Here is a 26263-nt window from a genome sequence, read left to right as displayed (position 1 = left end):
TGATCGAGGAAGGCGTCGCCAGACGGACGTCGGCCCGGACGCCAGGACCAGGCCGAGGAAGGGAAAGCGGCGGGATCAGCCCTGTTTCAGCCGGCCCAGCAACTGGGCCGTGGAGGCGTCCAGCCCCTGCACGTCGCCGCTGGCGAGCCGCGGCTCCAGGTCCTTGGCCAGCACCTTGCCCAGCTCCACGCCCCACTGGTCGAAGCTGTTGATGCCCCAGACCGCGCCGCTGACGAACACCCGGTGCTCGTACATGGCGATGAAGGCGCCCAGCGACTCGGGCGTGAGCTCGTCCAGCACGAAGAAGCTGCTCGGCCGGTTGCCCAGAAAGTTGCGGTGCCCGCCCGCGTCGGCCTTGCCCACCATCAGCGCCTGCGCCTGCGCGATGGCGTTGGCCAGCAGCTTCGCATGGTGGCCCTCGAGCGAATGCGCCGGCTGGCGCACGGCCACGAATTCCAGCGGCACGACGTCCGTGCCCTGGTGCAGCATCTGGAAGTAGGCATGCTGGCCGTTGGTGCCGGGCTCGCCCCACAGCACGGGCGAGGTGCCGACGGCGAGCGGCCGGCCATCCAGGTCCACCTGCTTGCCGTTGCTCTCCATCTCCAGCTGCTGCAGGTAGGCCGGCACGCGGCGCAGCGCGCTGTGGTACGGCGCGATGCAGCGGCTGGTGAAGCCCAGGAAATTGCGGTACCAGACGTCCAGCAGGCCCAGGCGCACCGGCAGGTTGTGGGCCAGCGGCGCGGTGCGGAAATGCTCGTCCATGGCATGGGCGCCCGCCAGCAGGCGGCGGAAGCCCTCGGCGCCCACGGCCAGCGCGACGGGCAGGCCGATGGCCGACCACATCGAATAGCGGCCACCCACCCAGTCCCAGAAGCCGAAGGTGGTCTCGATGCCGAAGGCGCGCGCCGCCTCGACGTTGGTAGTGAGCGCCGCGAAATGGCCGGCGATGTCGGTGCCGCCCGAGCGCTCGTACCAGCGCTTCGCCGACTCGGCATTGGCCATGGTCTCGGCCGTGGTGAAGGTCTTGGAGGCGATGAGGAACAGCGTGTGCTCCGGCGCCAGGCCCTTGAGCACGCCAGCCAGCTCATGCCCGTCCACGTTGGAGACGAAATGGAAATGCTTGCCCGGCGCCACCTGCTCGGCCAGCGCCAGCACCGCCATCTGCGGGCCCAGGTCAGAGCCGCCGATGCCGATGTTGACCACGTCGGTGATGGTGTGGTCAGCACGCACTTTCTCGGCGTAGGCCAGCATGGCGTCCAGCGTCTCGTGCACCGCAGGCAACTCGGCCGCAGCGGCCGGCGCGAGGCCAGCGGCATCGGCGGGCGTGCGCAGCAGCCAGTGCATGACGGCACGGCCCTCGGTGCTGTTGATCGGCTCGCCGGCGAAGAGCGCGGCACGCTTCGCTTCCAGGCCGCAGTCGGCGGCCAGTTGCAGCAGGGCCTGCTCGACCTCGGCATCGATCAGGTTCTTGGACAGGTCGGCGAAGAGGTACGGCGCCTCCTGGCTCAGCGCGGCGGCGCGGCCGGCATCGCCGGCGAAGGCCTGGCGCAGGTCGAAGCCACGGCGTTCGTCTTTCAGCGCCTCGAGCCGGGCCCAGGCAGGGGTCTTCTCGCAACGCACGGGCATCAGGCGGCTCCCATGAGCTTGTCGAGCTTGATCGCGTCGGCCGTGAAGCCGCGGATTCCTTCGGCCAGCTTCTCGGTGGCCATGGCGTCCTCGTTGAGGGCGAAGCGGAAGGCCGGCTCGTCGAGCGTGACCTTGGGAATGTCGTCACGGTCGCGCGCCGCAGCGGCATCCAGGGCCAGCGCGAGCGGGGCCTCGCTGGCGGCCAGTTCGGCCAGCAGCTCGGGGCTGATGGTCAGCAGGTCGCAGCCGGCCAGCGCGCCGATCTGGCCCACGTTGCGGAAGCTCGCGCCCATCACCTCGGTGGCGATGCCGTGGCGCTTGTAGTAGTCGAAGATGCGGCGCACCGACTTCACGCCGGGGTCGTTGGCACCCCTGCTGGCTGCCTCGTCCCAGCTGCTGCCGGCGCTCTTCTTGTACCAGTCGTAGATGCGGCCCACGAAGGGCGAAATGAGCTTGACGCCCGCCGCGCCGCAGGCCACGGCCTGGGCGAAGGAGAACAGCAGCGTCAGGTTGGTGTGGATGCCACGGGCCTCCAGCTCGCGCGCGGCCTCGATGCCCTCCCACGTGGCGGCGATCTTGATCAGCAGCCGCTTCTCGATGTCGATGCCCTCGGCCTTGTACAGCTCGACCAGCCGCAGCGCGCGGGCCACGGTGGCGGTGGTGTCGAAGGACAGCCGCGCATCCACCTCGGTCGACACGCGGCCCGGCACCAGCGCCAGGATCTCGCAGCCGAAGCGCACCAGCAGCCGGTCGACGATCTCGTCCAGCGGCCGGCCGGCGTGGCGCGACAGGGCGTCGTCCAGCAACGGCCGGTACTCGGGCTTCTGCACCGCCTTGAGGATCAGCGACGGGTTGGTGGTCGCGTCCTGCGGCTTGAACTGGGCGAGCTGGCGGAAGTCACCGGTATCGGCGACCACGGTGGTCCATTGGCGAAGGGCGTCGAGTTGGTTCATGCAATCGATTATGTCGCGCAGAGATGGCGCAATCCCACCGCGCACGGGCGTTTTGGCTGGCGGCTGACAGGCCTGGAGGGCCCCTGACGCTAATGTCGAAGGCTGTTTTCCAATTCCGACGGGAGCCCCCATGAGCCGCTTCGGCCGCGACCTGAACGACACCCCCGACCTGAACGACACCCCCGACCTGCACGACGAGCACGACACCGGCCACCGCATCGCCCTGCTGGCGGCGGCCTTCTGCGTCGGCGGCATCGCCGCCATGGCCGGCCTCAAGTGGGCCCGCCGCCACCGCCAGCCGGCCGGCCCGGCGGACGGCGCGCCGCTGATGCGCGCCCCGCTGCAGGTGGTGGCGCCGGTGGACCTCAAGCGTTATGCCGGCATCTGGTACGAGCAGGCCCGCCTGCCGAACCGCTTCGAAAAGGCCTGCGGCGGCACCGTGTCGGCCGAATACACCCCGCTGCCGGACGGCACGGTGGAGGTGCGCAACCGCTGCGTGCGCCAGGACGGGCAGGTCGACGAATCGGTGGGCATCGCCCATGCGGTGCGCGTGGCCGGCCTGCCGGGCGCGGGCCGGCTGGCCGTCAGCTTCGCACCCGCCTGGATGCGCTGGCTGCCCATCGCCTGGGGGGATTACTGGATCCTCAAGCTGGACCGCGACTACCAGGTGGCGCTGGTCGGCACGCCCAAGCGCGACTACCTCTGGGTGCTCTCGCGCGTGCAGCACCTGGACGAAGCTTCACTGGCGGCCGAGCTGGACTACGCCCGCACCCTGGGGTTCGACATCGACCAGGTGGTGCGCAGCGGCGCGCAGGATTCGCCGGCCTGAGCCACCGCGCTGGACGCGCTCAGCCGAGCGCCCTGGCGACCATCTGCGGCAATTGCACCGCCAGCGCCGCCGGCGAAGCGCAGTGCAGCGCCTGCCAGCCCAATGCCCGTGCCGTTTCCACGTTGGGTACCGTGTCGTCGATGAAGAGCGTCTGCGCCGGCACCAGTCCGTGGCGCCAGGCAAGCAGCTCGTAGATCTCAGTGTGCGGCTTGATGCGCTTGACGTCGCCCGAGAACACGCCACCGTCGAAGCATCCGAACAGCGCAGGCAGCCGGCGCTCCAGCGCCCGCGCGTAGGGCACCGGCATGTTAGACAGGTAATAGAGCCGCAGCGCGGCACCCGCGTCGCGCTGGCCGGCCAGGCGGTTCAGCATGTCGACAGTGACGGACAGCGGCTGCAGGTGTTCACCGAGCGGCAGCACGAAGTCGCGCACTGCCTCCTGCGGCAGCCGGAGCCGCTCCGCCGTGCGAGCCGCGACCTCTTCGGCCGTGCGCAGGCCGCCGTCGAAGCCCTGCCAGTCCTCATGATGGAAGAAGGCCCGCATCAGCGCATGGGCGGCCGTCTCGTCCGGCGCCTGCTGCGGAAAGTGTGCCCGCATGAGATCGGCGGGGCGCCAGTCGATGAGCACCCCGCCGAGATCGAAAACCACGTTCATCGGGCGATTGTCCCTCTCCCGCCCGCCGCGCTGCGGCGAGCCTGGGGAAGGCCCGCCATCACTGCCCGGGCTGCTGCTGCGAGAAGTCCAGCGCCGCGGTCAGGTCGCCCATCGGCCGGAAGCCATTGGCCGTCAGGGCCTGGTCGCGCTGCTTGAGGCCGTCGAGCCTGGGAAGGCCGAAGCGGCGGGTCACCAGGCGCAGCACCGAGGCGGTGTCGTACTGCGTCTTGTCGACGACGCCGTGCCGGGCCCAGTCGGAGATGACGATGGCCGGGATACGCGTGCCGGGACCCCAACGGTCGCCCTTCGGAACGGCCGCGTGGTCGTAGAAGCCGCCGTTCTCGTCGTAGGTGACCACCACGACCATGTTCTTCCACTGCGGGCTCTTCTTGAGTTGCGCGATCACGTCGGCGATGTGGGCATCGCCCGAGGCCACGTCCGCATAGCCCGGGTGCTGGTTCAGGTTGCCCTGCGGCTTGTAGAAGGCGACGGCGGGCAGCTTGCCGGCGGCGGCATCGGCCAGGAACTGGCTGTCGAAGTCCTTCAGGTGCGCGTTGCGGTAGGCCGCGGCATTGACCGGGTCGAATTTGGCGAAGTAGTTGAAGGGCTGGTGGTGCGCCTGGAAGTTGGGCGTCTTGCCGTTGTAGATGTTGCTGCGGTTCTGCGAGGCGCTGGCCCAGGCGCCCGAGTACCAGGCCCAGCTCACGCCCTTGGCGTCCAGCAGGTCGGCGATGGTGGTGGCCGTCTGCGCCGGCAGCGTGGTGGCCTTGGACGGATCGGCGTACTGGCCGGTGGTGTCGCCGCTGGCCGGGGCGTTGCCGCTGGGCTGGAAGGGCGGCTGCATGGTGTTGACGGCGTAGAACTTGCCGTTGGCGTCCTTGGGCGTGATGTTGCCGTCGGACTTGTAGGCCGGCGGGCCGTTGAGGGCGCTGGCCGGCATGTTGTCGGCGGGTGTCAGGCGCACGAAGTTGCCGCTCGCGTCGGTGTCGATGGCCGAGATGCTGGGCTTGGCGGCGGCGGTGTCGGCGTTCGGGTACTCGGGCGCGCAGGCGCACACCAGGTACTGGTGGGTCAGGAAGGAGCCGCCGAAGGCGCCCATGAAGAAGTTGTCGGCCAGCACGTTCTGCTGCGCGAGCTTCCACATGGCCATGGCGCTGCCGTCGTAGTAGCCCATGGTCAGGCCGCCGGCATCCGAGTAGGCGGCGAACAGGTCGTTCTTGCCGCCGTTGATCTGCATCTGGTCGTTGAAGAAGCGGTGCACCAGGTCGCGCGTGATGACCGACTGGCTGACGGCGACGCCGGTGTTCTGCAAGGTGGCGGCATCGATCTGGAAGGGCTTGTTGGCCCAGCCGATGGTCTGGGCCTGCGTCACCGAGACCGCCTGGCCGCCGGCCGTGAGGCCACCCCAGGTCGGCGGCAGGGCCGACAGCACCGAGCCGTCGCGGTCCTTCTGCGGCTCGGCGCCGGTGGAGCTGGGGTTGACACCGGGCACGCCGTTGGCGCCGGGGAACAGGCCGTAGAGGTTGTCGAAGCCGCGGTTTTCGGCATAGATCACCACCACGTTCTGGATCTTGTTCGCCAGATCCAGGTCCACCGCCAGGCGCGACGAGAGCGCGGCCACGCGGTCGCCGCTGCCGGCGGCCTGCACGGCGTCGGCGATGCGCTGGGTCATCTGGTCGCCTTCCAGCTGCAGCGCGCCACGGGCACTGGTGTCGGCGATCTTGTTGGGGTCGGCACGCAACTGGTCGGTCGAGACACCGAGGCGGCCCGCCAGCATGGCGCTGGCCGCGGCATAGCCCTGGCCGCGGTCCATCAGCGCGACCACTTCGGTGGAGACGGCGCTCAGCACGCCGTTGGCGTCGGCCGGGGCACGGAACACCAGCGGCGCGGCCACCGGCGTGGCCGTGCCCGTGGCCGGGTCGAAGCGCACGGCGTCGGTGCCGATCTCGGCCACCAGGGCGCCGTTGGCGGCCCCGTTCAGCGTGAAGGCACCGTTGGCGTCGGTGCGGGTGCTGGGCTCCCCGCTGTCGCAGCGGCCGTTGTTGTTGCTGTCCAGGCAGACCTTGGCGTTGCGGTAATAGCTGCCGGCCACGATGCCGCTGATGCTGGCCGTGCCGTTGCTGCCGCTGCTGCTGCTACCGCCGCCGGTGCCGCTGCTGTTGCTGTTGCCGTTGCTGGAGGCCGGCAAGAAGGCCACGCGGCCGCCACTGCCACCGCAGGCGGCGAGCACGATGGCGAGTGCCGCCACGGGCAGGAGGCGGTAGCCGTGCTTCGCCGCGGAAAGAGAAAGCATGGGGGAGAACATGGCGCTGACGATGTGGGAGAAAAAGCGGAGGAATTCGGGTCGGCACGAATGGTCTGCCACACGCATGACACATGCATGGCGGAAAGCTGAGGCCCAACTGACCAGCCCATCCGTTCACGAAAGCGTCATGCAGCAGGGCCAGAGTGCTGCACCTTTCGCTCCGTCCCGCGCCGCCGTGTCCCGCCCGATCCTTCCGACCTTCCTTCGGCCGCACAGGCTGGTGCCCCTTCTGTGCCTGGGCCTGGCCCTGACCGGTTGCGGGCGCTCCGAAGCCCCGGCACGGCCGACCGCTTCCGCGTCCACGCCGGCACCGGCCGCCAGCGCGCCGGCCGGCGCCAACGCCATGTATGCCCCCCTGCCCGGCCGCCAGCCGACGGCCGCCGAGATGAGCGCACTGGGCCGCGCGATGTTCTTCGACCCCGGCCTGTCGGCCTCCGGCAAGATGGCCTGCGCCAACTGCCACAGCCCCGACCATGCCTACGGTCCGCCCAACGGCCTGTCGGTGCAGCTTGGCGGGCCCGCCGGCCACGACAGCGGCCTGCGCGCCGTGCCCTCGCTGCGCTACCTGCAAACGGCCGGCAGCTTCTCGGAGCACCACCACGACAACGACGGCAACGACAGCGAGGACGCCGGCCCCACCGGCGGCCGCACCTGGGACGGCCGCGCCGACTCCGCGCATGCCCAGGCCGCCGCGCCCCTGCTGTCGCCCTTCGAAATGGCCAATGCCAGCGAGGCCGACGTGGCGGCCCGCCTGCGCCGCGCGCCCTATGCGGACCGGTTCCGCGCCGCCTTCGGCCCGGCCGCGCTGGACGACGACAGGCAGGCCTTCCGCCTCGCCGGCCTGGCGCTGGAGGTGTTCCAGGAAGAACCCAAGGAATTCGCGCCCTACGACAGCAAGTACGACGCGGTGCTTCGCGGCCACACCCGACTGAGTGTGCAGGAGGCCCGCGGCCTGGCCACCTTCGAGGACCCGAACAAGGGCAACTGCGCCTCCTGCCACATCAGCCGCATCACCGAGGACGGCGCCTTCCCGCTCTTCACCGACTTCGGCCACATCGCGCTGGGGGTGCCGCGCAACGCCGCCCTGCCCGCCAATGCCGACCCGGCCTTCTTCGACCTCGGCCTGTGCGGTCCGCTGCGCACCGACCTGAAGGACCATGCGGACTACTGCGGACGCTTCCGCACGCCGTCGCTGCGCAACGTCGCCACGCGGCAGGTGTTCTTCCACAACGGCGTGTTCCACACCCTGGAGGACGCGCTGCGCTTCTACGGCCTGCGCGACACGCAGCCCGAACGCCTCTACCCCAAGGACGCCCAGGGCCGGGTGCAGAAGTTCGACGACCTGCCCGAGGCCGACCGCGGCAACGTCAACACCGAGGCACCCTTCGGCCCGCGGCCCGGCAACCGGCCGGTGCTGAGCGATGGCGACATCCGCGACCTCGTGGCCTTCCTGCACACGCTGGACGACGGCTGGAAGCCACCCGCCGCCGCGGCCCGCTGAGCCCCCGGCGGCTGCGCTTACAGTCGGGACCCCGAGTCCCAACCCTGGCGCGCGCGGCGCGCACCTTCTGCCCCATGAGCTTCGACCTCGTTCTTTTCGGCGGCACCGGCGATCTGGCCTGGCGCAAGCTGATGCCCGCCCTCTTCCAGGCCTTCCGCCACGGCAGCCTGCCGGCCGGCGGCCGCATCATCGGCGTGGCGCGCGACGACCTGTCGGACGCGCAGTACCGTGAGCTGATCCAGTCCCGCTTCAAGGCCGTCGAAGGCGCCAAGCGGCCGAGCGCCGAAGAGTTCGAGAAGTTCGCCGACCTGCTGCACTACCTGCGCATGGACCTCTCCAAGCCGGCGGACTACGAGCGCCTGGCGCAGACACTGCAGCAGCGCGATGCCGACACAGTGGTGATGTACCTGGCCACCGCGCCCTCGCTGTTCACGCAGACGGTGGAGCGCATCGCCGCCGCCGGCCTGGGCGGCCCCAAGACCCGCGTGGTGCTCGAAAAGCCGCTGGGCCACGACCTGGCCTCCAACCGCGCCATCAATGCGGCGGTGGGCCACGTGCTGAAGGAAGAACAGGTCTTCCGCATCGACCACTACCTGGGCAAGCCCTCGGTGCAGAACCTGTTCGCCATGCGCTTCGGCAATGCGCTGTTCGAGCCGCTGTGGCGCCGCGAGTACATCGCCAGCATCGAGATCACCATCGCCGAAGACCTGGGCGTGGAAAAGCGCGGTGCCTTCTACGACCAGACCGGCGCCTTGCGCGACATGGTGCAGAACCATGCGCTGCAGCTGCTGTGCGCCGTGGCCATGGAGCCGCCGATCAACGCCCACGCCGACGCGTTGCGCGACGAAAAGCTCAAGGTGCTGCGCTCGCTCAAGCCCTGGACGCCGGAAAGCATCGGCCTGCATGCGGTGCGCGGCCAGTACACCGCCGGCACGGCCTACGGCGAGCGGGTGCAGGGCTACCTGCAGGAGCCCGGCATCGACCCGGCCAGCCGCACCGAAACCTTCGTCGCCCTGCGCGCCGAGATCGCCAACTGGCGCTGGGCCGGCGTGCCCTTCTACATCCGCACCGGCAAGCGCCTGGCCTCGCGCGATGCGCGCATCGAGGTCAACTTCAAGCCCACGCCGCATGCCATCTTCCGCGCGCCGGCGGGCGCCAGCGCCAACAAGCTGGTGATCAACCTGCAGCCCAAGGACGGGCTGGAGCTGCACCTGCTGGCGCAGGCCCAGAACAGCCGCAAGCGCAGCGGCGACGGCACGCAGCCGCTGGCCACCGTGCAGCTGGACCTGGACTTCGGCCAGCGCTTCGGCACTGAGCGCGTGGGTGCCTACGAGCGGCTGCTGCTGGACGTGATCGACGGCCGGCTCAACCTCTTCGTGCGCAGCGACGAGCAGGAAGAGGCCTGGCGCTGGGTGGAACCGTTGATCGAGGCCTGGCAGAACGACAGCGGCCCCCGCCCCTACGCCGCCGGCACCTGGGGCCCGAGCGCGAGCAGCGCCATGATCGCGCGCGACGGGCTGGCCTGGAGCGAGGAGCAGTAGGCGCCGCTCGGCCGCTCAGCGAAGAAGGCCCGGACGCAACGCGACGGGCCTTCTCCTTTTTGCGCAACGGCCCGCCGCGCCTCGGCGGAAGAGCCTGCGCCGCTCAGGGCGCTTGGTAGGTCTTGGTGCTGTACAGATCGACCGGCAGCTTCTTCAGCGCCGGCAGGCCGGTCGTGGCATCCTTGGCCTGCGACTGGATGTAGTCCATGAACACGTCGGCATCGAGCACGCCGATGTCCAGCCGGCGCGCAGCCGGCACGGCGGCCAGGGTCTTGTAGCCGTCGCCGCCAGTGGCATTGAAGCTCAGCACGAAGAGCTTGTACGTCTTGCCGGCATCCAGCGCCGCCCAGGCGCCGGTCTTCGCATCGCGCACCTCGACGTTGCTGGCGCGGGCGCCCTTGGCCAGGCGCGCGTCCACGTCGAAGCGCAGGCCGCCGGTGTAGGGATAGGGGCCGGTCGTGCCGCCCGTGCCGTAGACCGCGTCGAGCCCGTCCTCCAGCATGGCCTTGACCTCGGCGCCGGTGATGTCCAGGCGGAACAGCATGTTGCCGAAGGGCAGCACCTGGATCACCTGCGCCGCCGTCACCTTGCCGGGGACGAGCGGAATGCGCACGCCGCCGCCGCTCTGCAGCGAGATGTCGGCGCCGCCGTACTTCTTCTGCGCCACTTCCAGGTAGGCCTGGGCCACCAGCTGCTGGATGTCGCCGCCGCGCAGCGCCACGCTGCCGAGCGTGTTGCAGCTGCTGCTGGAGCGCGAGTAGTCGACCGTGCCCACACCGCCCGGCACGCGGCGCGAGCACAGCTCGTCGACCGCCACGGCCACGTCGGTCTTGTTGAAGACCTCGATGCGGTCGGCGAAGGGCTTGAGCACGGCGCTGGCCGTGGCATCGGGCGCCACGGTGTAGAGCAGCCCGTTGGTGGCCGCCACGTCGGCCTGGATGGCCTTGAGCTGCGCATCGGTGGGTGCCTTGCCACCCACGGTGTAGTTGTCGCCCACCAGCACGTGCGGCGTGCCGCTGCAGGCCGTGACGTCGCCGTTGGCGTCGAAGCTGACCTTGAGCTCGCCCACCACCTGCGCGTATTCCCAGGCCTGCACCACGCAGACGCGCTTGCCGTCCTTGTTGGTGACCTGCGTCGGGTAGGCACCGGCCGGCGAGCCCACGCCCAGCGTCGTCAGCGCATCGGGGCCGAGCAGCGTGTGCGAGTCGCCGCCCACCACCACGTCCACGCCCGACAGGGCCTTGGCCACCTGCAGGTCGTAGTCGTAGCCGATGTGGCTCATCAGCACGATCTTGTCGATGCCCTGGGCCCGCAGCCGGTCGATCTCGCGCTGGGCGGCGGTGGTCTCGTCCTCGAAGGTGGTGTCGGCGTCGGGGCTGGAGGAGGCCTTGGTCTTGCCGGCGATGGTCAGGCCCACGATGCCGATCTTCTGCCCACCGCGTTCGACCACGGTGGAGCGCTGCACGGCGCCGGGCGCGCGCGCCGGATTGAGCGCCGAACCGGCGCCGAAGTTCACGTTGGCGCTCAGCGCGGGCGTCTTGCAGCTGCCCTGGCGCAGCAGGTCCAGGAAGTTCTTCAGGCCGGTGTCGCCCTTGTCGAATTCGTGGTTGCCCAGCGTGAAGGCATCGAAGCAGACGGTGTTCATCAGCGCCGCATCGGCCTCGCCGTCGGCGCCGGCGCGGTTGAAGAACAGCGTGCCGGTGAGCGCGTCGCCCGCATGCAGCTTGAGCACGTTGGGCTTGCCGGCGGCCAGCTGCTGGATGGCGGCCGTCACCCGCGGAAAGCCCGCGGCCTCGACGCTGACGGCGCTGCGCGTGGCATCGGCGGTCTGCAGTTGCAGCGTGCGCGTCTTGGCGGCCAGGTTGGAATGGTGGTCGTTGATGTGCAGCAGCGTCAGCTCCAGCGGCGCCCGGACTGGGCTGGCCGCCGGGGCGGGCGCTGGCGCGGGCGTCGGCGATGGCGCAGGTGCCGGCGTGGCCGCTGGCGGCGTGGCACTGCCGACCTGCAGGGTGGACGAGCCGCCGCCACAGGCCGACAGGCCCAGGCAGATGGCGGCGGCGAGTGTGCCGATCATGTGTCGATCCATGGCGCTTCCCCAGTGCTTCGTTGTACGGAACCGCGCATGCTGGCCGGCCCGGATGACGAAGCGATGAAGAAGCGAAGAAGGAGGCCTCAGCCGGCCGCGGCCTGCACGACGGACACGCCCTGCGCGCCCAGGGCCAGCCGCGTGGCATCGCCCGGCCGCAGGGGGTGCAGCGCATCGCCCGAAACGACGAACAGGTCGCCGAGTTCGGTCTTGAAGCCATAGTCGTAGCCATGGCCCAGGTAGGCGGCCTTGGTGCAGGTGGCGGGCAGCCCATCGGCCGCGCCGATGCGCCAGGCCTCGGGCCGCACCGCCACCTTGACCGGGCCGGGTGCCAGCGGCCGCGGTGGCACGAGGGCGAGCGGGCCCAGGCGCACGCGGCCGTCCGCCTCGACCGTGGCGGCGAAGACCATGGCCTCGCCCATGAAGCCGGCGACGAATTCGCTCTCGGGCTGGTTGTAGAGCGCCTGGGGCGTGCCGCGCTGGGCGATCACGCCATGGTCCATCACGATGATCTGGTCGCTCACGGCCAGCGCCTCGCCCTGGTCGTGCGTCACGTAGGCCACGGTGAGCTGCAGGCGCTGCTGGATGGCGCGGATCTCCTCACGCATCTCGCGGCGCAGCCGGGCGTCCAGGTTGGACAGCGGCTCGTCGAAGAGCAGCACCGCCGGCTCCAGCACCAGGGCGCGCGCCAGAGCCACGCGCTGCTGCTGGCCGCCAGACAGCTCGCTGGGCAGGCGCTCGTCGAAGCCCACCAGCCCGACGCCACGCAGCGCTTCGCGGGCGCGCGCCGCGGCATCGGCCTTGGGCACGCGGCTCATGCGCAGGCCGTAGGCCACGTTCTCGATGACGTTCATGTGCGGAAAGAGCGCATAGCTCTGGAACATCATCGACACGTTGCGCTCGGCCGGGCCGAGCGTGGTGACGTCGCGGCCGCCCATGAAGATCTGCCCCGAGGTCGGCGACTCCAGCCCCGCGATCATGCGCAGCGTGGTGGTCTTGCCGCAGCCAGACGGGCCGAGGATGGTGGTCAGCGTGCCCTGGGGCACCTCGAAGCTGATGCCCTTGACGGCCAGCGGCGCGTCGGCATCGCTGCCGTAGCGCTTGGTGACGTTGCGAAATTCGATGCCGTTCATACGGCCTCCATCTTGTGGTGTCCTTGATGGCCGGGCGCCTTGCGCCGGCCCAGCTTGCGCTCGCCCACCACGAACTGGATCAGCGCAATGGCCAGCGACATCAGCACGATCAGCACCGTGCAGTACGCCAGCGCGACGCCGTAGTCGCCATTGCCCACGCGGCCGATGATGTAGGTGGTCGCCAGCTCGTTCTCGGCCGTGACCAGGAAGATCACCGCGCTCACCGTCGTCATGGCCCGCACGAAGCTGTAGACCAGCGCCGCCACCAGCGCCGGCTTGAGCAGCGGCAGCACCACCCGCAGCAGCGTCTGCGCGGTGGAGGCGCGCAGCATCAGCGAGGCCTCGTCCAACGAACGGTCGAGCTGCTTGAAGGCCGCCGTGCCCGCCCGCACGCCCACCGGCAGGTTGCGGAACATGAAGCACAGCACGATGACCAGGCCGGTGCCCGTCAACTCCAGCGGCGGCACGTTGAAGGCCAGGATGTAGCTCACGCCCAGCACCGTGCCCGGAATCGCGAAGGCCAGCAGGGCTGCGAATTCGAAGGCGCCCTGCCCCTTGAATTCGTTGCGCGCCAGCAGCCAGGCGATCAGCAGCCCCAGCCCCGCGGTGAGCGGCGCCGACAGGCCTGCCAGCTTGAGCGTGGTCCACAGCGAGTTCCACGCCGTGCCCGCCCACACCAGCCCGAACTGCCCCCACTCCAGCGAGAACGCCGTGCGGAAGTGCTGCAGCGTGAGCGTGTAGTCGCGGCCCCAGGTCTGCACGAAGCCGCCCGCGAAGGCGAACAGGTACACCACGACGGTGAACGCGATCCACGGCAGCGCCACGCACTGCACGGTGCGCAGCACGCCGGTGGGCAGCGGCATCGGCACGCCGGCATCGCCCTTGCCGCTCACCGTGGTGAAGTTCTGCCGGCCCAGCAGGCCGCGCTGCACCGCGAACACCAGGAGGGCGAAGATCGTCAGCACCCAGGCCAGCGAGGCCGCGCGGCCCTGGTCGTACTGCGCGCCCACGATGGCGAAGAAGATGTCGGTGGACAGCACCGAGTACTGGCCGCCCACCACCACCGGGTTGCCGAAGTCCGCGATGCTCTCGATGAAGCCCACCAGGAAGGCATTCGCCAGCCCCGGCTTGAGCAGCGGCAGCGTGACGGTGCGGAAGGTGTGCCAGCGGTCGGCGCGCAGCATCAGCGCCGCCTCTTCCAGGCTGGGCGCGATGCCCTGCACCACGCCGCGCATGATCATGAAGGCGATGGGCGTGAAGGCGAAGAGCTGCGCCGTCAGGATGCCCGGCAGGCCGTAGAACCAGCGCGTGGCCGGAATGCCGAACCAGGCCTCCAGCGCCTGGTTGACCACACCCGCGCGGCCGAACAGCAGGATCAGCCCCAGGCCCACCACGAAGGGCGGCGTGATGATGGGCAGCAGCGCCACCACCTTGAGCGGCCCCTGCCAGCGCCGCGCGCCACGCTCCGCCATCAGCGCGATCAGCGTACCGAGGAAGGTGGTGCCGGCGGCCGTGAGCAGTGCGAGAAGGAGCGTGTTCCAGGCCACGCCGCAACCCGTGCCGCCGCCCATGCAGCCCAGGCCCCAGATGCGCTCGGTGAACACCCGCGCGCCGAAGGCGGCGAGCGAGGCATGGCCGTCCTCGTCGAAGAAGGCCGCAGACAGCGCCTTGCCCACTGGCCAGCCGATGAACATGAGCAGCACCAGAGCGCAGCCGACGACCGCCGCCGACACGAACAGGTCGCCGCGGAAGAAGCCCAGCCGGGCCAGTCCGAAAGCGGCGAGCACGACCAGCATGGCGAAGGCGACGAAGCCGCCGATGCCGATGCCGAACTGGTTGACCTGCAGTTCGCCAAAGAGGGTATTGAAGGCCGCGAAGCTCCAGCCCCGCGCGCCGATGACCAGGCCCGAGGCCGCGATCGCCAGCGCGCCCAGACCGCCCCCGGCCAGCCACCACCGGCCCTGCGCGCGTCCCGGCGCAAGATTGGCGCCGACCATGCACAGCACGAGCCCGGCAAGCCCTGCGAACAGCCACGGCCGCCCCTGCTTCGCAGCCTGGATCAGCCCATTGGCCGCATCACCTTCACGCCAGATGCCCGGCAGCGCCTGCCACCAGCTGGTGTCCTGGATCGCATACCAGGGCAGCAGCCCATAGGCGACGAGCCCGATCGCGATGCACGACCAGGCCGCCGCGGTCGAACGATGCGCGCGCACTCAGCGGGGCAGCGAGTTGACTTCCTTTTCCCAGCGCGCGATCAGGCGTCGCCGCTCGGCGCTGGCGCCGTAGGTCTTGTAGTCGTAGTTGATCAGCTTGATCTTCTTGAAGTCGGGCACGTTGGGATCGACCACCGTGGCCTTGTTCGACGGCAGCTGGTACTGCTTGGCCGCCGCGCCGAAGGCCTGCGCCTGCGGCGTCAGCGCCCATTCGTAGAACTTTTTGGCCTGCTCCAGGTTGCGGGCGCCCTTGACGATGCTCATGGAGCCGATCTCGGCGCCGGTGCCTTCGGACGGCGTCACCGTCTCGACCGGGAAGCCCTGCATCTTCTCCTGCGGCGCGTCGTGCACGAAGCTGATCGACACCGCCGTCTCGCCGCGCGCCACGGCCTTGATCGGGCCGGTGCCCGAGCGGGTGTAAGTCGACACATTCTTGTGCAGACCCTTGAGGTACTCGAAGGCCTTGTCTTCGCCCATCAGCTGCACCAGTGTGGCGATCATGGTGTAGGCCGTGCCGCTCGATGCAGGGTTGGCCACCTGGATGTCGCCCTTGTATTCGGGCTTGAGCAGGTCGGCCCAGCTGCGCGGCACCGGCAGCTTCTTCTTGGCGAGCAGCTCGGTGTTGTAGCCGAAGCCCAGCGGGCCCGAATAGATGCCCACGGTGCGGAAGCCCGACTGCTGGGCCTGCTGCTGCGCCCACGGGTAGAGCTGCGGCAGCGACGGCGACTTGTACTCCAGCGTGAGGTTCTGCTCGGCCGCCTGCAGGTGCGGGTCGCCGGTGCCGCCGAACCAGACGTCGGTCTTGGGGTTGTCGCGTTCGGCGATCAGCTGGGCCAGCGCCTCGCCGGAGCCCTTGAGCGCCAGGTTGATCTTGACGCCGGTGGTGCGGGCATAGACGGTGGCGATCATGTTGCACCAGTCGGCCTGCACGGAGCAGATGACGTTGACCTGCTGGGCGCTGGCGGCCGAGGCGGCTGCGGTCAAGGCGACCGCCACCAGGGCGCGCCGGAAGTTGTGTTGTTGTCGGGGCATCTCGATTCCGGAAAGGGAGAGGGCCCGGCGTCGCCGGACCGGGCTGCCGACCATACGCCCCGGGCCGGCCTCCGTCATCGGTGGAACTACCGCTGGTGCGGCGCCCTTCTCTCAGCGGATCAGATGCGCCCCTCTTCCACCGCGTGGCAGGCCACGCGCACGCCGCCGATGGACTGCAGCGCCGGCCGCTCGGCCGAGCAGCGCGCGTTGGCATGCGGGCAGCGCGGATGGAAGGCGCAGCCGGTCGGCGGGTTCAGCGGATTGGGCACCTCGCCCTGCACCGGCGTGCGGTCGCGGCCGGTGGCATGCATCTGCGGAATCGCATCCAGCAGCATGCGCGTGTAGGGATGGCGCGGCTGCGCGAAGAGCTGCGCCTTGTCGGCCAGCTCCACCAGCCGGCCCAGGTACATCACGCCCACCTGGTCGCTCACGTGCCGCACCACCGCCAGGTTGTGCGAGATGAACAGGTAGGTCAGCCCGCGCTCGCGCTGCAGGTCCTTCATGATGTTGAGCACCTGGGCCTGGACGCTCACGTCCAGGGCCGAGGTCGGCTCGTCGCAGACCAGGAACTCGGGCGCGGTGGCCAGCGCCCGCGCGATCGAGATGCGCTGGCGCTGCCCGCCCGAGAACTGGTGCGGGTACTTGGCCATGTCCAGCGGCGACAGGCCCACCGAGCGCAGCAGTTCGCCCACGCGCTCGCGCACCGCCGCCTTCTCGCGCAGGATGCCGTGCTCGCGCATCGGCTCGGCAATGATGTCCTCGACCACCCAGCGCGGATTGAGACTGGCGTACGGGTCCTGGAAGATCATCTGGATGCGCCGGCGCAGCTGCCGGCCCGCGGCCGTGCGGTAGGCCGCATGCGCATCCTGGCCGTCGAAGCGCATGCCGCCGCGCGTGGGCTCGTACAGGCCCACCAGCAGGCGCGCCACGGTGCTCTTGCCGCAGCCCGATTCGCCCACCAGCGCCAGCGTCTTGCCGCGCTCGATCTCGAAGCTCACGCCGTCGACGGCGTGCAGCAGGGTGCGGGGCTTGCGCTCGAGCACGCGGTTGAGCCAGGGCGCCGACACGTCGAAGGTGCGGGCCAGGTCGTGGGCGACGACCAGCGGCGCCGTGCCGGCGGCCGCCTGGGCGTTGGAAGACACGAGCACGGCGCTCATTCGTCGATCTCCTGAACGGGCGTGGCGGCATCGGGCGTCGCACGTTCGCCCTGCGCCAACGCGGCAGCATGCTGCGCGGCCAGGCGGTCGTGGCCGCGATGCGGGTCGGCCCCATCGTGCAGCCAGCAGGCGGCGCGGGTGGCGCCGGCGGCCATCAACTCGGGCCGCTCCTGCAGGCAGCGGTCGAACACCCGCGGGCAGCGCGGGTTGTAGGCGCAGCCCTTGGGAATCGCATTGAGGCGCGGCATGGCGCCGTCGATCTGGTTCAGCCGCTCGCGGTCGCTGTCCATCTCCGGGATCGACGCCATCAGCCCGCCTGTATAGGGATGTGCGGGCTGGTGGATCACCTCGTGCACGGGGCCGATCTCGGCGATGCGGCCGGCGTACATCACGGCCACGCGGTCGCAGGTCTCGGCGATCACGCCCATGTCGTGGGTGATCAGCATGACGGCCGCGCCGCGCTCGCGGCACAGGCGCTTGAGCAGCTGGATGATCTGCGCCTGGATCGACACGTCCAGCGCGGTGGTGGGCTCGTCGGCCACGATCAGCTGCGGCTCGGCCGCCAGGGCGAGCGCGATCACCACGCGCTGGCGCATGCCGCCGGAGAACTGGTGCGGGAAGTGGTCGATGCGCTGCTCGGCGGCCGGAATGCCCGTGTCCTGGAGCAGCGCGATGGCGCGGCGCTTGGCCTCGGCCTCAGTCACGGGCAGGTGCGCGCGGATGGTCTCCACCAGCTGCCGGCCCACGGTGTAGAGCGGGTTCAGCGAGGTCAGCGGATCCTGAAAGATCGCGCCGATCTTGCGGCCGCGGATGTGGCGCATCTGCTCGTAGCCGAGGTTGTCGATGCGCTGGCCCTGCAGCAGGATCTGCCCGCCGGCCACGCGCCCGGGCGGCTCCAGCAGGCCGATGATGGCCGCGCCGGTGAGCGACTTGCCGGCACCCGACTCGCCCACCACGCCCAGGATCTCGCCCGGCGCGATGTCGAAGGAAATGTCGTCCAGCGCCCGCAGCGTGCCGCGGCGGCCGGGGAATTCGACGACGAGGTTCTTGACTTGAAGAAGGCTCATGGCAGTCCGTCCTTCTCTCACCGCAGCCGGGGGTTCAATGCGTCGCGCAGCCAGTCGCCCAGCAGGTTCACCGACAGCGCGATCAGCACCAGCATGGCCCCGGGAAAGACGGTGATCCACCATTCGCCGGAGAACAGGTAGTCGTTGCCCACGCGGATCAGCGTGCCCAGCGAGGGCGAGGTGGGTGGCACGCCGACGCCCAGAAAGCTCAGCGTGGCCTCGGTGATGATCGCCGTGGCCACCTGGATGGTGGCCAGCACCAGCACCGGCCCCGTCACGTTCGGCAGCACGTGGCGCAGCATGATGCGCAGCGGCGCCACGCCGGTGACCCGCGCGGCCTGCACGTACTCCTTGCTGCGCTCCACCAGCGTGGAGCCGCGCACCGTGCGCGCGTACTGCACCCAGCCGGTGAGCGAGATCGAGATGATCAGCACGCCGAAGGCCAGCGACTCGTGCGCGTTGGGAAAGAGCGCCCGGCCCACGCCCGCGATCAGCAGCGCCACCAGGATGGGCGGAAAGGACAGCATCACGTCGCACAGCCGCATCAGGAAGGCGTCGAGCCAGCCACCGAGAAAGCCTGCCAGCAGACCCAGCAGCACGCCCACCACCACCGACAGGATCACCGACACCACGCCCACCACCAGCGAGATGCGCGCGCCGTAGATCAGCGCCGAGAGGATGTCGCGGCCCTGGTCGTCGGTGCCCAGCAGGTACTTGCTGCTGCCGCCCTCGCTCCAGGCCGGTGGCAGCCGCGCGTCGCCCAGCTCCAGCGACGCAAGATCGAAGGGGTTGTGCGGCGCCACCCAGCCGGCGAACACCGAGCAGAAGATGCAGACGAAGGCGATGACCGCCGCCGCGACCGCCACGGGCGAGGTCCTGAAACTGTGGCCGACATCGCTGTCGAGCCAACGGAGGAGCGTGTTCTTCATCGAGGGAGAGGTAATGGGCGAGGGGCGAATCTGGCGCCCGTCACCCTGCCAAGCGAAGTGCGTGCCGCCCTGGCCATCGTTCTGCACGGCCAGGGCGGTGCGTGCGTGATGTTCAGCCGCTGGCTGCCCTCACGCCCGGCCGATCACTTGATGCTGATCCACTTGAAGGGCATGAAGTTGTCGGCCCGCTGCGTCAGCGACACCTTCTTGCTCACGCCCCAGGCCAGCGACTGCTGGTGCAGCGGCAGGTGGCCGATGTCGTCGGTGTGGATCTTGAAGGCCGCTTCGATCAGGCCCTGGCGCTTGGCCTTGTCCGTCTCGGACTTGATCTGGCCGATCAGCTCGTCCAACTTGGGATTGCAGTAGGCGCCCAGGTTGAACTGGCCGCTGCCGTCCTTCTCGTTCGGGCAGCGCATCAGCGCGTCCAGCGCGTTGTGCGAGTCGTAGGTCGAAGGCGTCCAGCCCAGCAGGTAGAAGCTGGTGTCGCGGCGCAGGACCTTCGGGAAATAGGTGCCCTTGGTCTCGGCCGCCAGGTTGATCTTGACGCCCACGCGCGCCAGGTTGGCCGCCACCGCCTGGCAGACCTGCGCGTCGTTGACGTAGCGGTCGTTGGGGCAGTTCATGGTGACCTCGAAGCCGTTGGGGTAGCCGGCATCCGCCAGCAGCTTCTTAGACGCTTCGGGGTCGTAGGGCAGGCGCTTGTCCTGTGCCTCGTTCCAGCCGTTGATGCCCGGACCGACCAGCAGCGCGGTGGGTCGGGAGGCGCCGCGCATCACCGTGCGCTGGATGCCGGCGATGTCGATGGCCTGGTAGAAGGCCTGGCGCACGCGCTTGTCCTTGAAGGGGTTCTTGCCCTTGACGTTGGAGTACAGCAGCTCGTCGCGCTTCTGGTCCATGCCGAGGAAGATGGTGCGCAACTCGGGGCCGACCACCGCGCGCGCCGTGGGGCTGGCGTTGATGCGGGCGATGTCCTGCAGCGGCACCGGCTCCATCACGTCCACTTCGCCGGAGACCAGGGCCGCCACGCGGGTGGCCGGGTTGGCGATGGGCGTGAAGATCACTTCCTGCGCGTTGCCTTCGATCTTGCCCCAGTAGTTCATGTTGCGCACGAACACCGTGCGCACGTTGGGCTGGCGCTCGCGCACGCGGAAGGGGCCGGTGCCGTTGGCCTTGAAGGAGGCGGTGTTCTCGATGCCCTTGCGGCGGTCGACGGGCTTCTCGGCCTTGTTCTCCTCGCACCACTTCTTGCTCATGATGGCGAGGTCGGACAGCACGTCGGGCAGGATCGGGAACGGGCCCTTGGTGATGATGTCCACCGCATGGTCGTTGACCTTGCGCACTTCCTGGATGTCGTTGACCTTGGCCTTGACGTCCGAGCCGTCGCCGGAGGCGCGGGCGATGCTGAAGATCACGTCGTCGGCCGTGAAGGGCGTGCCGTCATGGAAGGAGACGCCCTTGCGCAGTTCGAAGCGCCAGGTGTCGGGGGCGGTCTGCTTCCACGAGGTGGCCAGGCCGGGCGCCAGGCTCAGGTCCTTGTTGCGGTCGGTCAGGCCCTCGTAGACGTTCAGGTCCACCGACAGCTGGAGCGATTCATTGAGCGAATGCGGGTCCAGGGACAGCGCATCGCCCTGGTTGGCGATGCGCACCGTCTGCGCGCTGGCGATCAGGCTGGCCGCGGCCAGCACGGCCGCGACGGCGGCTTTTTTCTTGAAGCTCATGGAATCACTCCTCGGGTTGGTCAAGGCACGGGACAGGGTCATCGCACCGCGGTAGCGGTGCTGTCGTTGGCAGCGCCGCGGATGGCGGCGGCCGGCTCGCCGCCGCCGGCCTGGCCCGGCAGCGGCATGCCCTGCTCCACCAGGCCCGCGTGCAGCGCGGCGCCCAGGGGCAGGATGTCGTCGTTGAAGTCGTAGCGGCTGTTGTGCAGGAAGGCACCGCCGCGGGCATCCTGGCCGAGGCGCAGGTAGGCGCCAGCCTTCTTCTGCAGCATGAAGGAGAAGTCCTCCGCGCCCATGCTGGGCTCCAGTTGGCGGTCCACGTTGCCCTCGCCCACGATGGCGGCCGCCACGTCGCCGGCGAACTGCGCCTCGGGTGCGGTGTTGATGGTGGCGGGGTAGATGCGCTCGTACGCCAGTTCGGCCGTGGCGCCGAAGGCCGCCGCCACCTGGGTGCAGAGTTCGCGCAGGCGCTGCTCGACCTGCGCCTGCACGCGCGAGCTGAAGGTGCGCACCGTGCCCACCAGCGTGGCGGTGCCGGGGATGACGCTGAAGGCGTCGAGGTCGCCCGCCTGCACGGCGCACAGGCTGACCACCGCGGCATCGATGGGCCGCACCGTGCGCGAAGCGATGGTTTGCGCCGCCGTGATGATGTGGGCCGCGACCACGACCGGGTCGACCGTCAGGTAGGCATGCGCGCCATGGCCGCCCTTGCCCGTGATGCGGATGGTGATGCGGTCCGCCGCCGCCATCATGGCGCCGCGGTTGATGCCGATGGTGCCGGCGGGCAGGGCCGGCCAGTTGTGCATGGCATAGACGGCATCGACGGGAAAGCGCTCGAACAGCCCGTCCTCGATCATCACGCGGGCGCCGGCGAAACCCTCTTCGCCGGGCTGGAAGATCAGCACCGCGGTGCCGTCGAAGTTGCGCGTCTCGGCCAGGTAGCGCGCCGCGCCCACCAGCATGGCGGTGTGGCCGTCGTGGCCGCAGCCGTGCATCAGGCCCGACTTGGCGGAGCACCAGGGCAGGTCGTTGTCTTCCTTCATCGGCAGCGCGTCCATGTCGGCGCGCAGGCCGATCATGCGGCGGCTGGCGGTGGAGCGGCCCCGGATGACGCCGACCACGCCGGTCTTGCCGATGCCGGTGTGGATCTCGTCCACGCCGCAGGCCTTCAGGGCGGCCTGGACGCGCCCGGCGGTGTAGACCTCCTCGAAGCCCAGTTCGGGGTTCGCGTGCAGGTCGCGCCGGAAGGCAGTGAGTTCGGGATGGAAGCGGGCGATGTGTTCGAAGGCCCGCCCGTTGGCGTACAGGCGTTGTGGGTTCATGGCTGAAGGATCGCTGCGCGGCAAAAGGGTTCGCGCGGCCGCATCAGTGGCCGCCCGCCTTGCCCACGCGCAGCCGCGGATCGACGGCGAAATAGAGCAGGTCCACCACCAGGTTGATCACGACGAAGATCAGCGCGATGAGGCACAGGTAGGCCGCCATCACCGGAATGTCGGCGAAGGTCACGGCCTGGATGAACAGCAGGCCCATGCCGGGCCACTGGAACACCGTCTCGGTGATGATGGCGAAGGCGATCAGCCCGCCCAGCTGCAGACCGGTGATGGTCATCACCGGCACCAGCGTGTTCTTGAGCGCATGGCCGAAGTGGATGGCCCGGTTGGACAGGCCTCGCGCCCGCGCGAACTTGATGTAGTCGGTGCGCAGCACCTCGAGCATCTCGGCGCGCACCAGCCGCATGATCAGCGTGAGCTGGAAGATGGCCAGCGTCACGGCCGGCAGCACCAGGTGGTGCCAGCCGTCGAGCGTCAGCAGGCCGGTGCGCCACCAGCCGATCTGCACGATGTCTCCGCGGCCGAAGCTGGGGAACCAGCCCAGGTGCACCGCGAACACCAGGATCAGCAGGATGCCGATCAGGAAGGTGGGCAGCGACACACCCAGCAGCGACAGCGTCATGAACAGCTGGCTCGTGAAGCTGCCGCGGCGCAGCGCCGCATACACGCCCATCGGAATGCCCAGCAGCAGCGCCAGGCCGGCCGCGACGAAGGCCAGCTCCAGCGTGGCCGGGAAGCGCTCCGCGATCAGGCTCGACACCTTGGCGCCCTGCCGCAGGCTCAGGCCGAATTCGCCCTGCGCGGCATTGATGAGGAAGTGCCAGTACTGGACGAAGAAGGGCTTGTCCAGGCCCAGCGCCGAGCGCAGTTCGCGGATCTGGTCCGGCGTCGCGTCCTGCCCGAGCAGGAAGACGACGGGGTCGCCCACGTACTGGAACAGCAGGAAGGCGATGAAGGCCACCGCCACCATGACGATGACGGCCTGGATCAGGCGGCGCAGAACGAAGGCAAGCATGCGTGGGGAAATTCCTCGAAGCGGAGAGCGCAGCAAGGGACATGCCCAGGCTGCGACTCCGGCCCGCGCGAGCATAAGACCAAATGGACGAACCTTGCCCCGTTTTGGTTCATGGAAAGCACTAGGGGCCGGTCCGAGGCATCGGCACATCGAGGGCCGCCCTGCGACGCGCGAAGCGCCCACCGTCCGGCGACAGGTGCTGCAGGCCCAGAGTGCCGAGCCGCGCCGGACCTGACCTGACGCCAGGCGTCACCGGCCTCAGTTCACCCGCACGTTGCGCCAGTCGATGCGGTTGTCGGCGCGGTGGATCGCCTCGATGTTCTTGCGCATGGCCCAGGGGATCACCTGGTTGTGCAGCGGCAGGTAGGCCACGTCCTCGTGCGACAGCAGCAGCGCCTTCTCGAGCAGTTCGTTGCGCACCTGCAGGTCGGTCTCGACCTTCACGCGCTCGACCAGCGCATCCATCTGCGGATTGGAGTAGCGGCCCACGTTGTAGTTGCCGTCGCCGCCCGCGCCCACCGTGCGCAGCAGCGATTGCAGGCTGTAGAGCGCATCGAAGGTGGGCACGCCCCAGCCCAGCATGTAGATGCTGGCTTCGTAGCGCTGGATCATCGGGAAGTAGGTCACCAGCGGCAGCGTGCGCAGCTTGGCCTTGATGCCGATGCGCGCCCACATCGCCGTGACGGCCTGGCAGATCGCCTCGTCGTTGATGTAGCGGTTGTTGGAGCAGGCGAAGTCCACTTCGAAGCCTTGCGGATAGCCCGCCTCGGCCAGCAGCTTCTGCGCCGCCGCCACGTCGTAGGGCCAGCGCACGTCGGCCTTTCGGGTCCAGCCGTTGACCTGGGGCGCGATGACGGTGCCGGTGTTCTGCGACAGGCCGCGCATGGTCACGCGGTGGATCGCATTGATGTCGATGGCCTGGTAGAGCGCCTTGCGCACGCGCACGTCCTTGAGCGGGTTCTTGCCTTTGACGTTGGAACCGGGCAGTTCGTCGCGAAACTGGTCCATGCCCAGGAAGATGGTGCGGTTCTCGACGCCGTCGATCACCTTGATGTCGGCGTTGTTGCGCAAGCGGCCCAGGTCCTGCGGACTGGGGTCGAGCACGAAGTCCGTCTCGCCCGACAGCAGCGCCGCCAGCCGCGTGGCCTGCGACTTGATGGGCGTGTAGACGATCTCGGTCACGTTGGTGGGGTTCTTGCCCCAGTAGTGGGGGTTGGCCACCATCACCAGCCGCTGGTCGGGCTGCCATTCCTTGACCATGTAGGGGCCCGTGCCCATCGCATTGCGGTGGGCGAAGGTCTCTTCCTGCGTCTTGATGTCCTTGGGCTCCAGCGAGCGGTTCTTCTCGGCCCAAGCGCGGCTCATGATGCGCAGTTCGGTCAGCTGGTTGATCAGCGTGGGCGTCGGCGACTTCAGCAGGATGTCGACCGTGTTCGCATCCACCTTGACCACCTTGTCGATGCCCTGCGCGTACACGGCGTAGTTGGACGTCTTGGCCATGGCGCGGGTAATCGAATACACCACGTCCTCAGGGGTCAGCGCCGAGCCGTCGCTGAACTTCACGCCGCTGCGCAGGGTGAAGCGCACCTGCGTGGGTGAGAGGGTCTTCCAGGCCGTGGCCAGTTGCGGCTCCGGCTTGAAGGTCTTGCTGTTGTAGTAGACCAGCGCGTCGTAGATGGCCGCGTGAATGCCATTGCCCAGTGCGTTGTTCTGGGAATGGATGTCCATGGTCGGGATGTCGCTCGAACTGGACCACTTGAAGGTCCTGGCTGCCGATGGCAACGCCGTGCCCAGCACCAGTGCCGCGGCCAGCGGCATCCACACACGTTTGAATTTCACAGGCGACCCCTCGTCGATGTTTTGAAGAGGGGACTATTGCAATGACGATGCCATCCGGCAATCGGGGGAGGTCGCCTTGCAGGGGCATGGGACGCATGCCCATGGATGTCGGCCCAACCCTGAGCACGGTCTGTCGTCGCAGGCCGAGCGCATGCTGCGTCATGGACGCCTGACCGCTGCGCATGCCGGACCGGCCATGAAAAAAGCCGCCTAGCTTGCACCAGGCGGCTTTGTCGAACTGTCATCGAAGCTGGCTTTCGCCAGCGTCGAATTAGAACGAGTGGCGGATACCGAAGTCGTAGCCCACCGAGGTCTTCGGCACGTACGCGCCGGTACCGAAGGCGTTGGTGAACGTGGCGACGTACGGAGCCGTCAGGTTCTGCGAACCAGCGCTGAAGTCGGCGCCGTTCTTGTTCTTAATGTAAGCCACGGTGGCGTACAGGGCGGTGCGCTTGCTCAGGTTGTGGACGTAGCCCAGAGCCAGTTGGTCAGCCTTGGGGGCGTTGTACTGGAAGAACGGGTTGGCCAGGAACACCAGGGGGTTCTGGTCGACACGGTACTTCACGTGGCCGTAGGAAGCCTTGATCTGGCCAGCGCCGACCGGCACGACCACACCCAGCAGCGCGCCGTCGAGCTTGGTGTCGGGGTTGAACAGGGGCTGGTTGTTGCCCGAGTAGTCCACTTCACCCTTGACGTTCACGTACTGAGCGAACAGCTTCACGACGCCGAAGTCGTAGCTGCCGCCGACGTTGAAGTTCTTCGACAGGTTGTTGGTGCCAACGGTGAAGTTGGAGGCGTTGACTTGCTCGCCGTAGGCCACAGCCACGTCCAGAGGACCGTTGGCGTAGCCGAAGCGGCCACCCCAGTAGCGGCCGGTACGGCTGTTGTTGTTCAGGTTGCCTTGCAGGAAGTTGTCGTACTTCAGCTGTTCGCTGAAGCCGTACATGGCCTGGCCGTAGAAGCCGCCCAGGTTCGGGGGCAGGAAGTAGCCGACGCTGTTGCTGGCGCGGACGTTCGAGCTTTCGATGCCGGGCACGTTGGTGGTGCCAGCAATGGCGCGCTGCACCAGAGCCGAGCCGGCGCCGTTGGTGCCGAACGGATCAAACACGGTCAGGTTCCAGAACGTCGGCTTGTAGTCACGGCCCAGGCGAACTTCACCGAAGGGACCCGACAGGCTGACGGTCGAGCGACGCTGGAAGTTGAAGCCGCTGGCGTTGCCATCGTCGTTGGCCAGAGCGCCTTCGAGCCAGAAGCTGGCAGCCAGGCCGCCACCCAGGTCTTCCACACCGCGGAAGCCCAGACGGCTGGAGCTGTTGGCCGAGTTGTTCAGGCC

The 26263-nt window shown here is 69.1% G+C and carries 19 protein-coding genes; 3 read left to right on the top strand and 16 right to left on the bottom strand.

Features of this window, described 5'->3' with window-relative positions; all coding sequences use genetic code 11:
• Nucleotides 1-75: 75 nt before the first annotated feature.
• Both pgi and tal read right to left on the bottom strand, forming a co-directional pair.
• Nucleotides 76-1626, bottom strand: coding sequence for a glucose-6-phosphate isomerase (pgi, locus tag NS331_RS14105; RefSeq protein WP_058642613.1), 1551 nt, complete (start codon nt 1624-1626; stop codon nt 76-78).
• Complete coding sequence (gene tal, locus NS331_RS14100) at nt 1626-2579, bottom strand: transaldolase (protein WP_058642612.1); 954 nt, start codon at nt 2577-2579, stop codon at nt 1626-1628. Before tal ends, pgi begins: the two co-directional genes overlap by 1 nt.
• Before the next feature lie 130 nt (nt 2580-2709).
• Between tal and NS331_RS14095 the strand changes: the two genes are divergently transcribed.
• Nucleotides 2710-3408, top strand: coding sequence for a lipocalin family protein (locus NS331_RS14095; RefSeq protein ID WP_082702476.1), 699 nt, complete (start codon nt 2710-2712; stop codon nt 3406-3408).
• 19 nt (nt 3409-3427) lie between these two features.
• Here NS331_RS14095 and NS331_RS14090 read toward each other — a convergent pair whose 3' ends face one another.
• Together NS331_RS14090 and acpA are read right to left on the bottom strand one after the other, a co-directional pair.
• Nucleotides 3428-4063 (bottom strand): HAD family hydrolase, encoded by a 636-nt coding sequence (locus NS331_RS14090; RefSeq protein ID WP_058642611.1) that lies wholly within the window; start codon nt 4061-4063, stop codon nt 3428-3430.
• Between the two features lie 58 nt (nt 4064-4121).
• On the bottom strand, nt 4122-6356 hold the full coding sequence (gene acpA, locus NS331_RS14085) for an acid phosphatase (protein WP_058642628.1): 2235 nt from the start codon (nt 6354-6356) through the stop codon (nt 4122-4124).
• 139 nt (nt 6357-6495) lie between these two features.
• On the opposite strand from acpA, the gene NS331_RS14080 reads away from it, so the two are divergent.
• Entirely contained in the window at nt 6496-7869 is a 1374-nt protein-coding gene (locus tag NS331_RS14080) for a cytochrome-c peroxidase (protein WP_082702475.1), read from the top strand.
• 74 nt (nt 7870-7943) lie between these two features.
• Entirely contained in the window at nt 7944-9410 is a 1467-nt protein-coding gene (gene zwf / locus NS331_RS14075) for a glucose-6-phosphate dehydrogenase (protein ID WP_058642610.1), read from the top strand.
• Nucleotides 9411-9513: 103 nt separating this feature from the next.
• On the opposite strand, the gene NS331_RS14070 is transcribed toward zwf, so the two are convergent.
• The 12 genes from NS331_RS14070 to NS331_RS14015 form a co-directional block, all read right to left on the bottom strand.
• Nucleotides 9514-11484: a bifunctional metallophosphatase/5'-nucleotidase gene (locus NS331_RS14070; RefSeq protein ID WP_082702474.1), complete on the bottom strand. Its 1971-nt coding sequence runs from the start codon at nt 11482-11484 to the stop codon at nt 9514-9516.
• 98 nt (nt 11485-11582) lie between these two features.
• Entirely contained in the window at nt 11583-12629 is a 1047-nt protein-coding gene (locus tag NS331_RS14065) for an ABC transporter ATP-binding protein (RefSeq protein WP_058642609.1), read from the bottom strand.
• On the bottom strand, nt 12626-14842 hold the full coding sequence (locus tag NS331_RS14060; protein WP_058642608.1) for an ABC transporter permease: 2217 nt from the start codon (nt 14840-14842) through the stop codon (nt 12626-12628). Before NS331_RS14060 ends, NS331_RS14065 begins: the two co-directional genes overlap by 4 nt.
• Nucleotides 14843-15874 carry an ABC transporter substrate-binding protein gene (locus tag NS331_RS14055; protein ID WP_058642607.1) on the bottom strand — a complete coding sequence of 344 codons (1032 nt, stop codon included), beginning with the start codon at nt 15872-15874 and terminating at the stop codon, nt 14843-14845.
• 119 nt (nt 15875-15993) lie between these two features.
• Nucleotides 15994-17031 (bottom strand): ABC transporter ATP-binding protein, encoded by a 1038-nt coding sequence (locus NS331_RS14050; RefSeq protein WP_058642606.1) that lies wholly within the window; start codon nt 17029-17031, stop codon nt 15994-15996.
• Nucleotides 17028-18098: an ABC transporter ATP-binding protein gene (locus NS331_RS14045; protein WP_058642605.1), complete on the bottom strand. Its 1071-nt coding sequence runs from the start codon at nt 18096-18098 to the stop codon at nt 17028-17030. Before NS331_RS14045 ends, NS331_RS14050 begins: the two co-directional genes overlap by 4 nt.
• Before the next feature lie 17 nt (nt 18099-18115).
• Nucleotides 18116-19027, bottom strand: a complete 912-nt coding sequence (locus NS331_RS14040) for an ABC transporter permease (protein ID WP_058642604.1) — start codon at nt 19025-19027, stop codon at nt 18116-18118.
• Between the two features lie 143 nt (nt 19028-19170).
• A complete protein-coding gene (locus NS331_RS14035) occupies nt 19171-20745 on the bottom strand; it encodes an ABC transporter substrate-binding protein (RefSeq protein WP_058642603.1) in 1575 nt (524 codons plus the stop codon).
• A gap of 38 nt (nt 20746-20783) precedes the next feature.
• On the bottom strand, nt 20784-22067 hold the full coding sequence (locus tag NS331_RS14030) for a M20 aminoacylase family protein (RefSeq protein ID WP_082702473.1): 1284 nt from the start codon (nt 22065-22067) through the stop codon (nt 20784-20786).
• A 43-nt stretch (nt 22068-22110) separates the two neighbouring features.
• Nucleotides 22111-23091 carry an ABC transporter permease gene (locus NS331_RS14025; RefSeq protein WP_058642602.1) on the bottom strand — a complete coding sequence of 327 codons (981 nt, stop codon included), beginning with the start codon at nt 23089-23091 and terminating at the stop codon, nt 22111-22113.
• A 258-nt stretch (nt 23092-23349) separates the two neighbouring features.
• A complete protein-coding gene (locus NS331_RS14020) occupies nt 23350-24909 on the bottom strand; it encodes an ABC transporter substrate-binding protein (protein WP_058642601.1) in 1560 nt (519 codons plus the stop codon).
• A gap of 292 nt (nt 24910-25201) precedes the next feature.
• Nucleotides 25202-26263 (bottom strand): porin (locus NS331_RS14015; RefSeq protein ID WP_058642600.1); only part of this gene is annotated, 1062 nt, incomplete at its 5' end.

Origin of the sequence: Pseudacidovorax intermedius (assembly GCF_001476815.1) — a bacterium.
Taxonomy (GTDB): Bacteria; Pseudomonadota; Gammaproteobacteria; order Burkholderiales; family Burkholderiaceae_C; genus Xenophilus; species Xenophilus intermedius_A.
The sequence above is the reverse complement of the archived record's forward strand: the minus strand, read 5'-3'. Positions and strand labels throughout refer to the sequence as shown.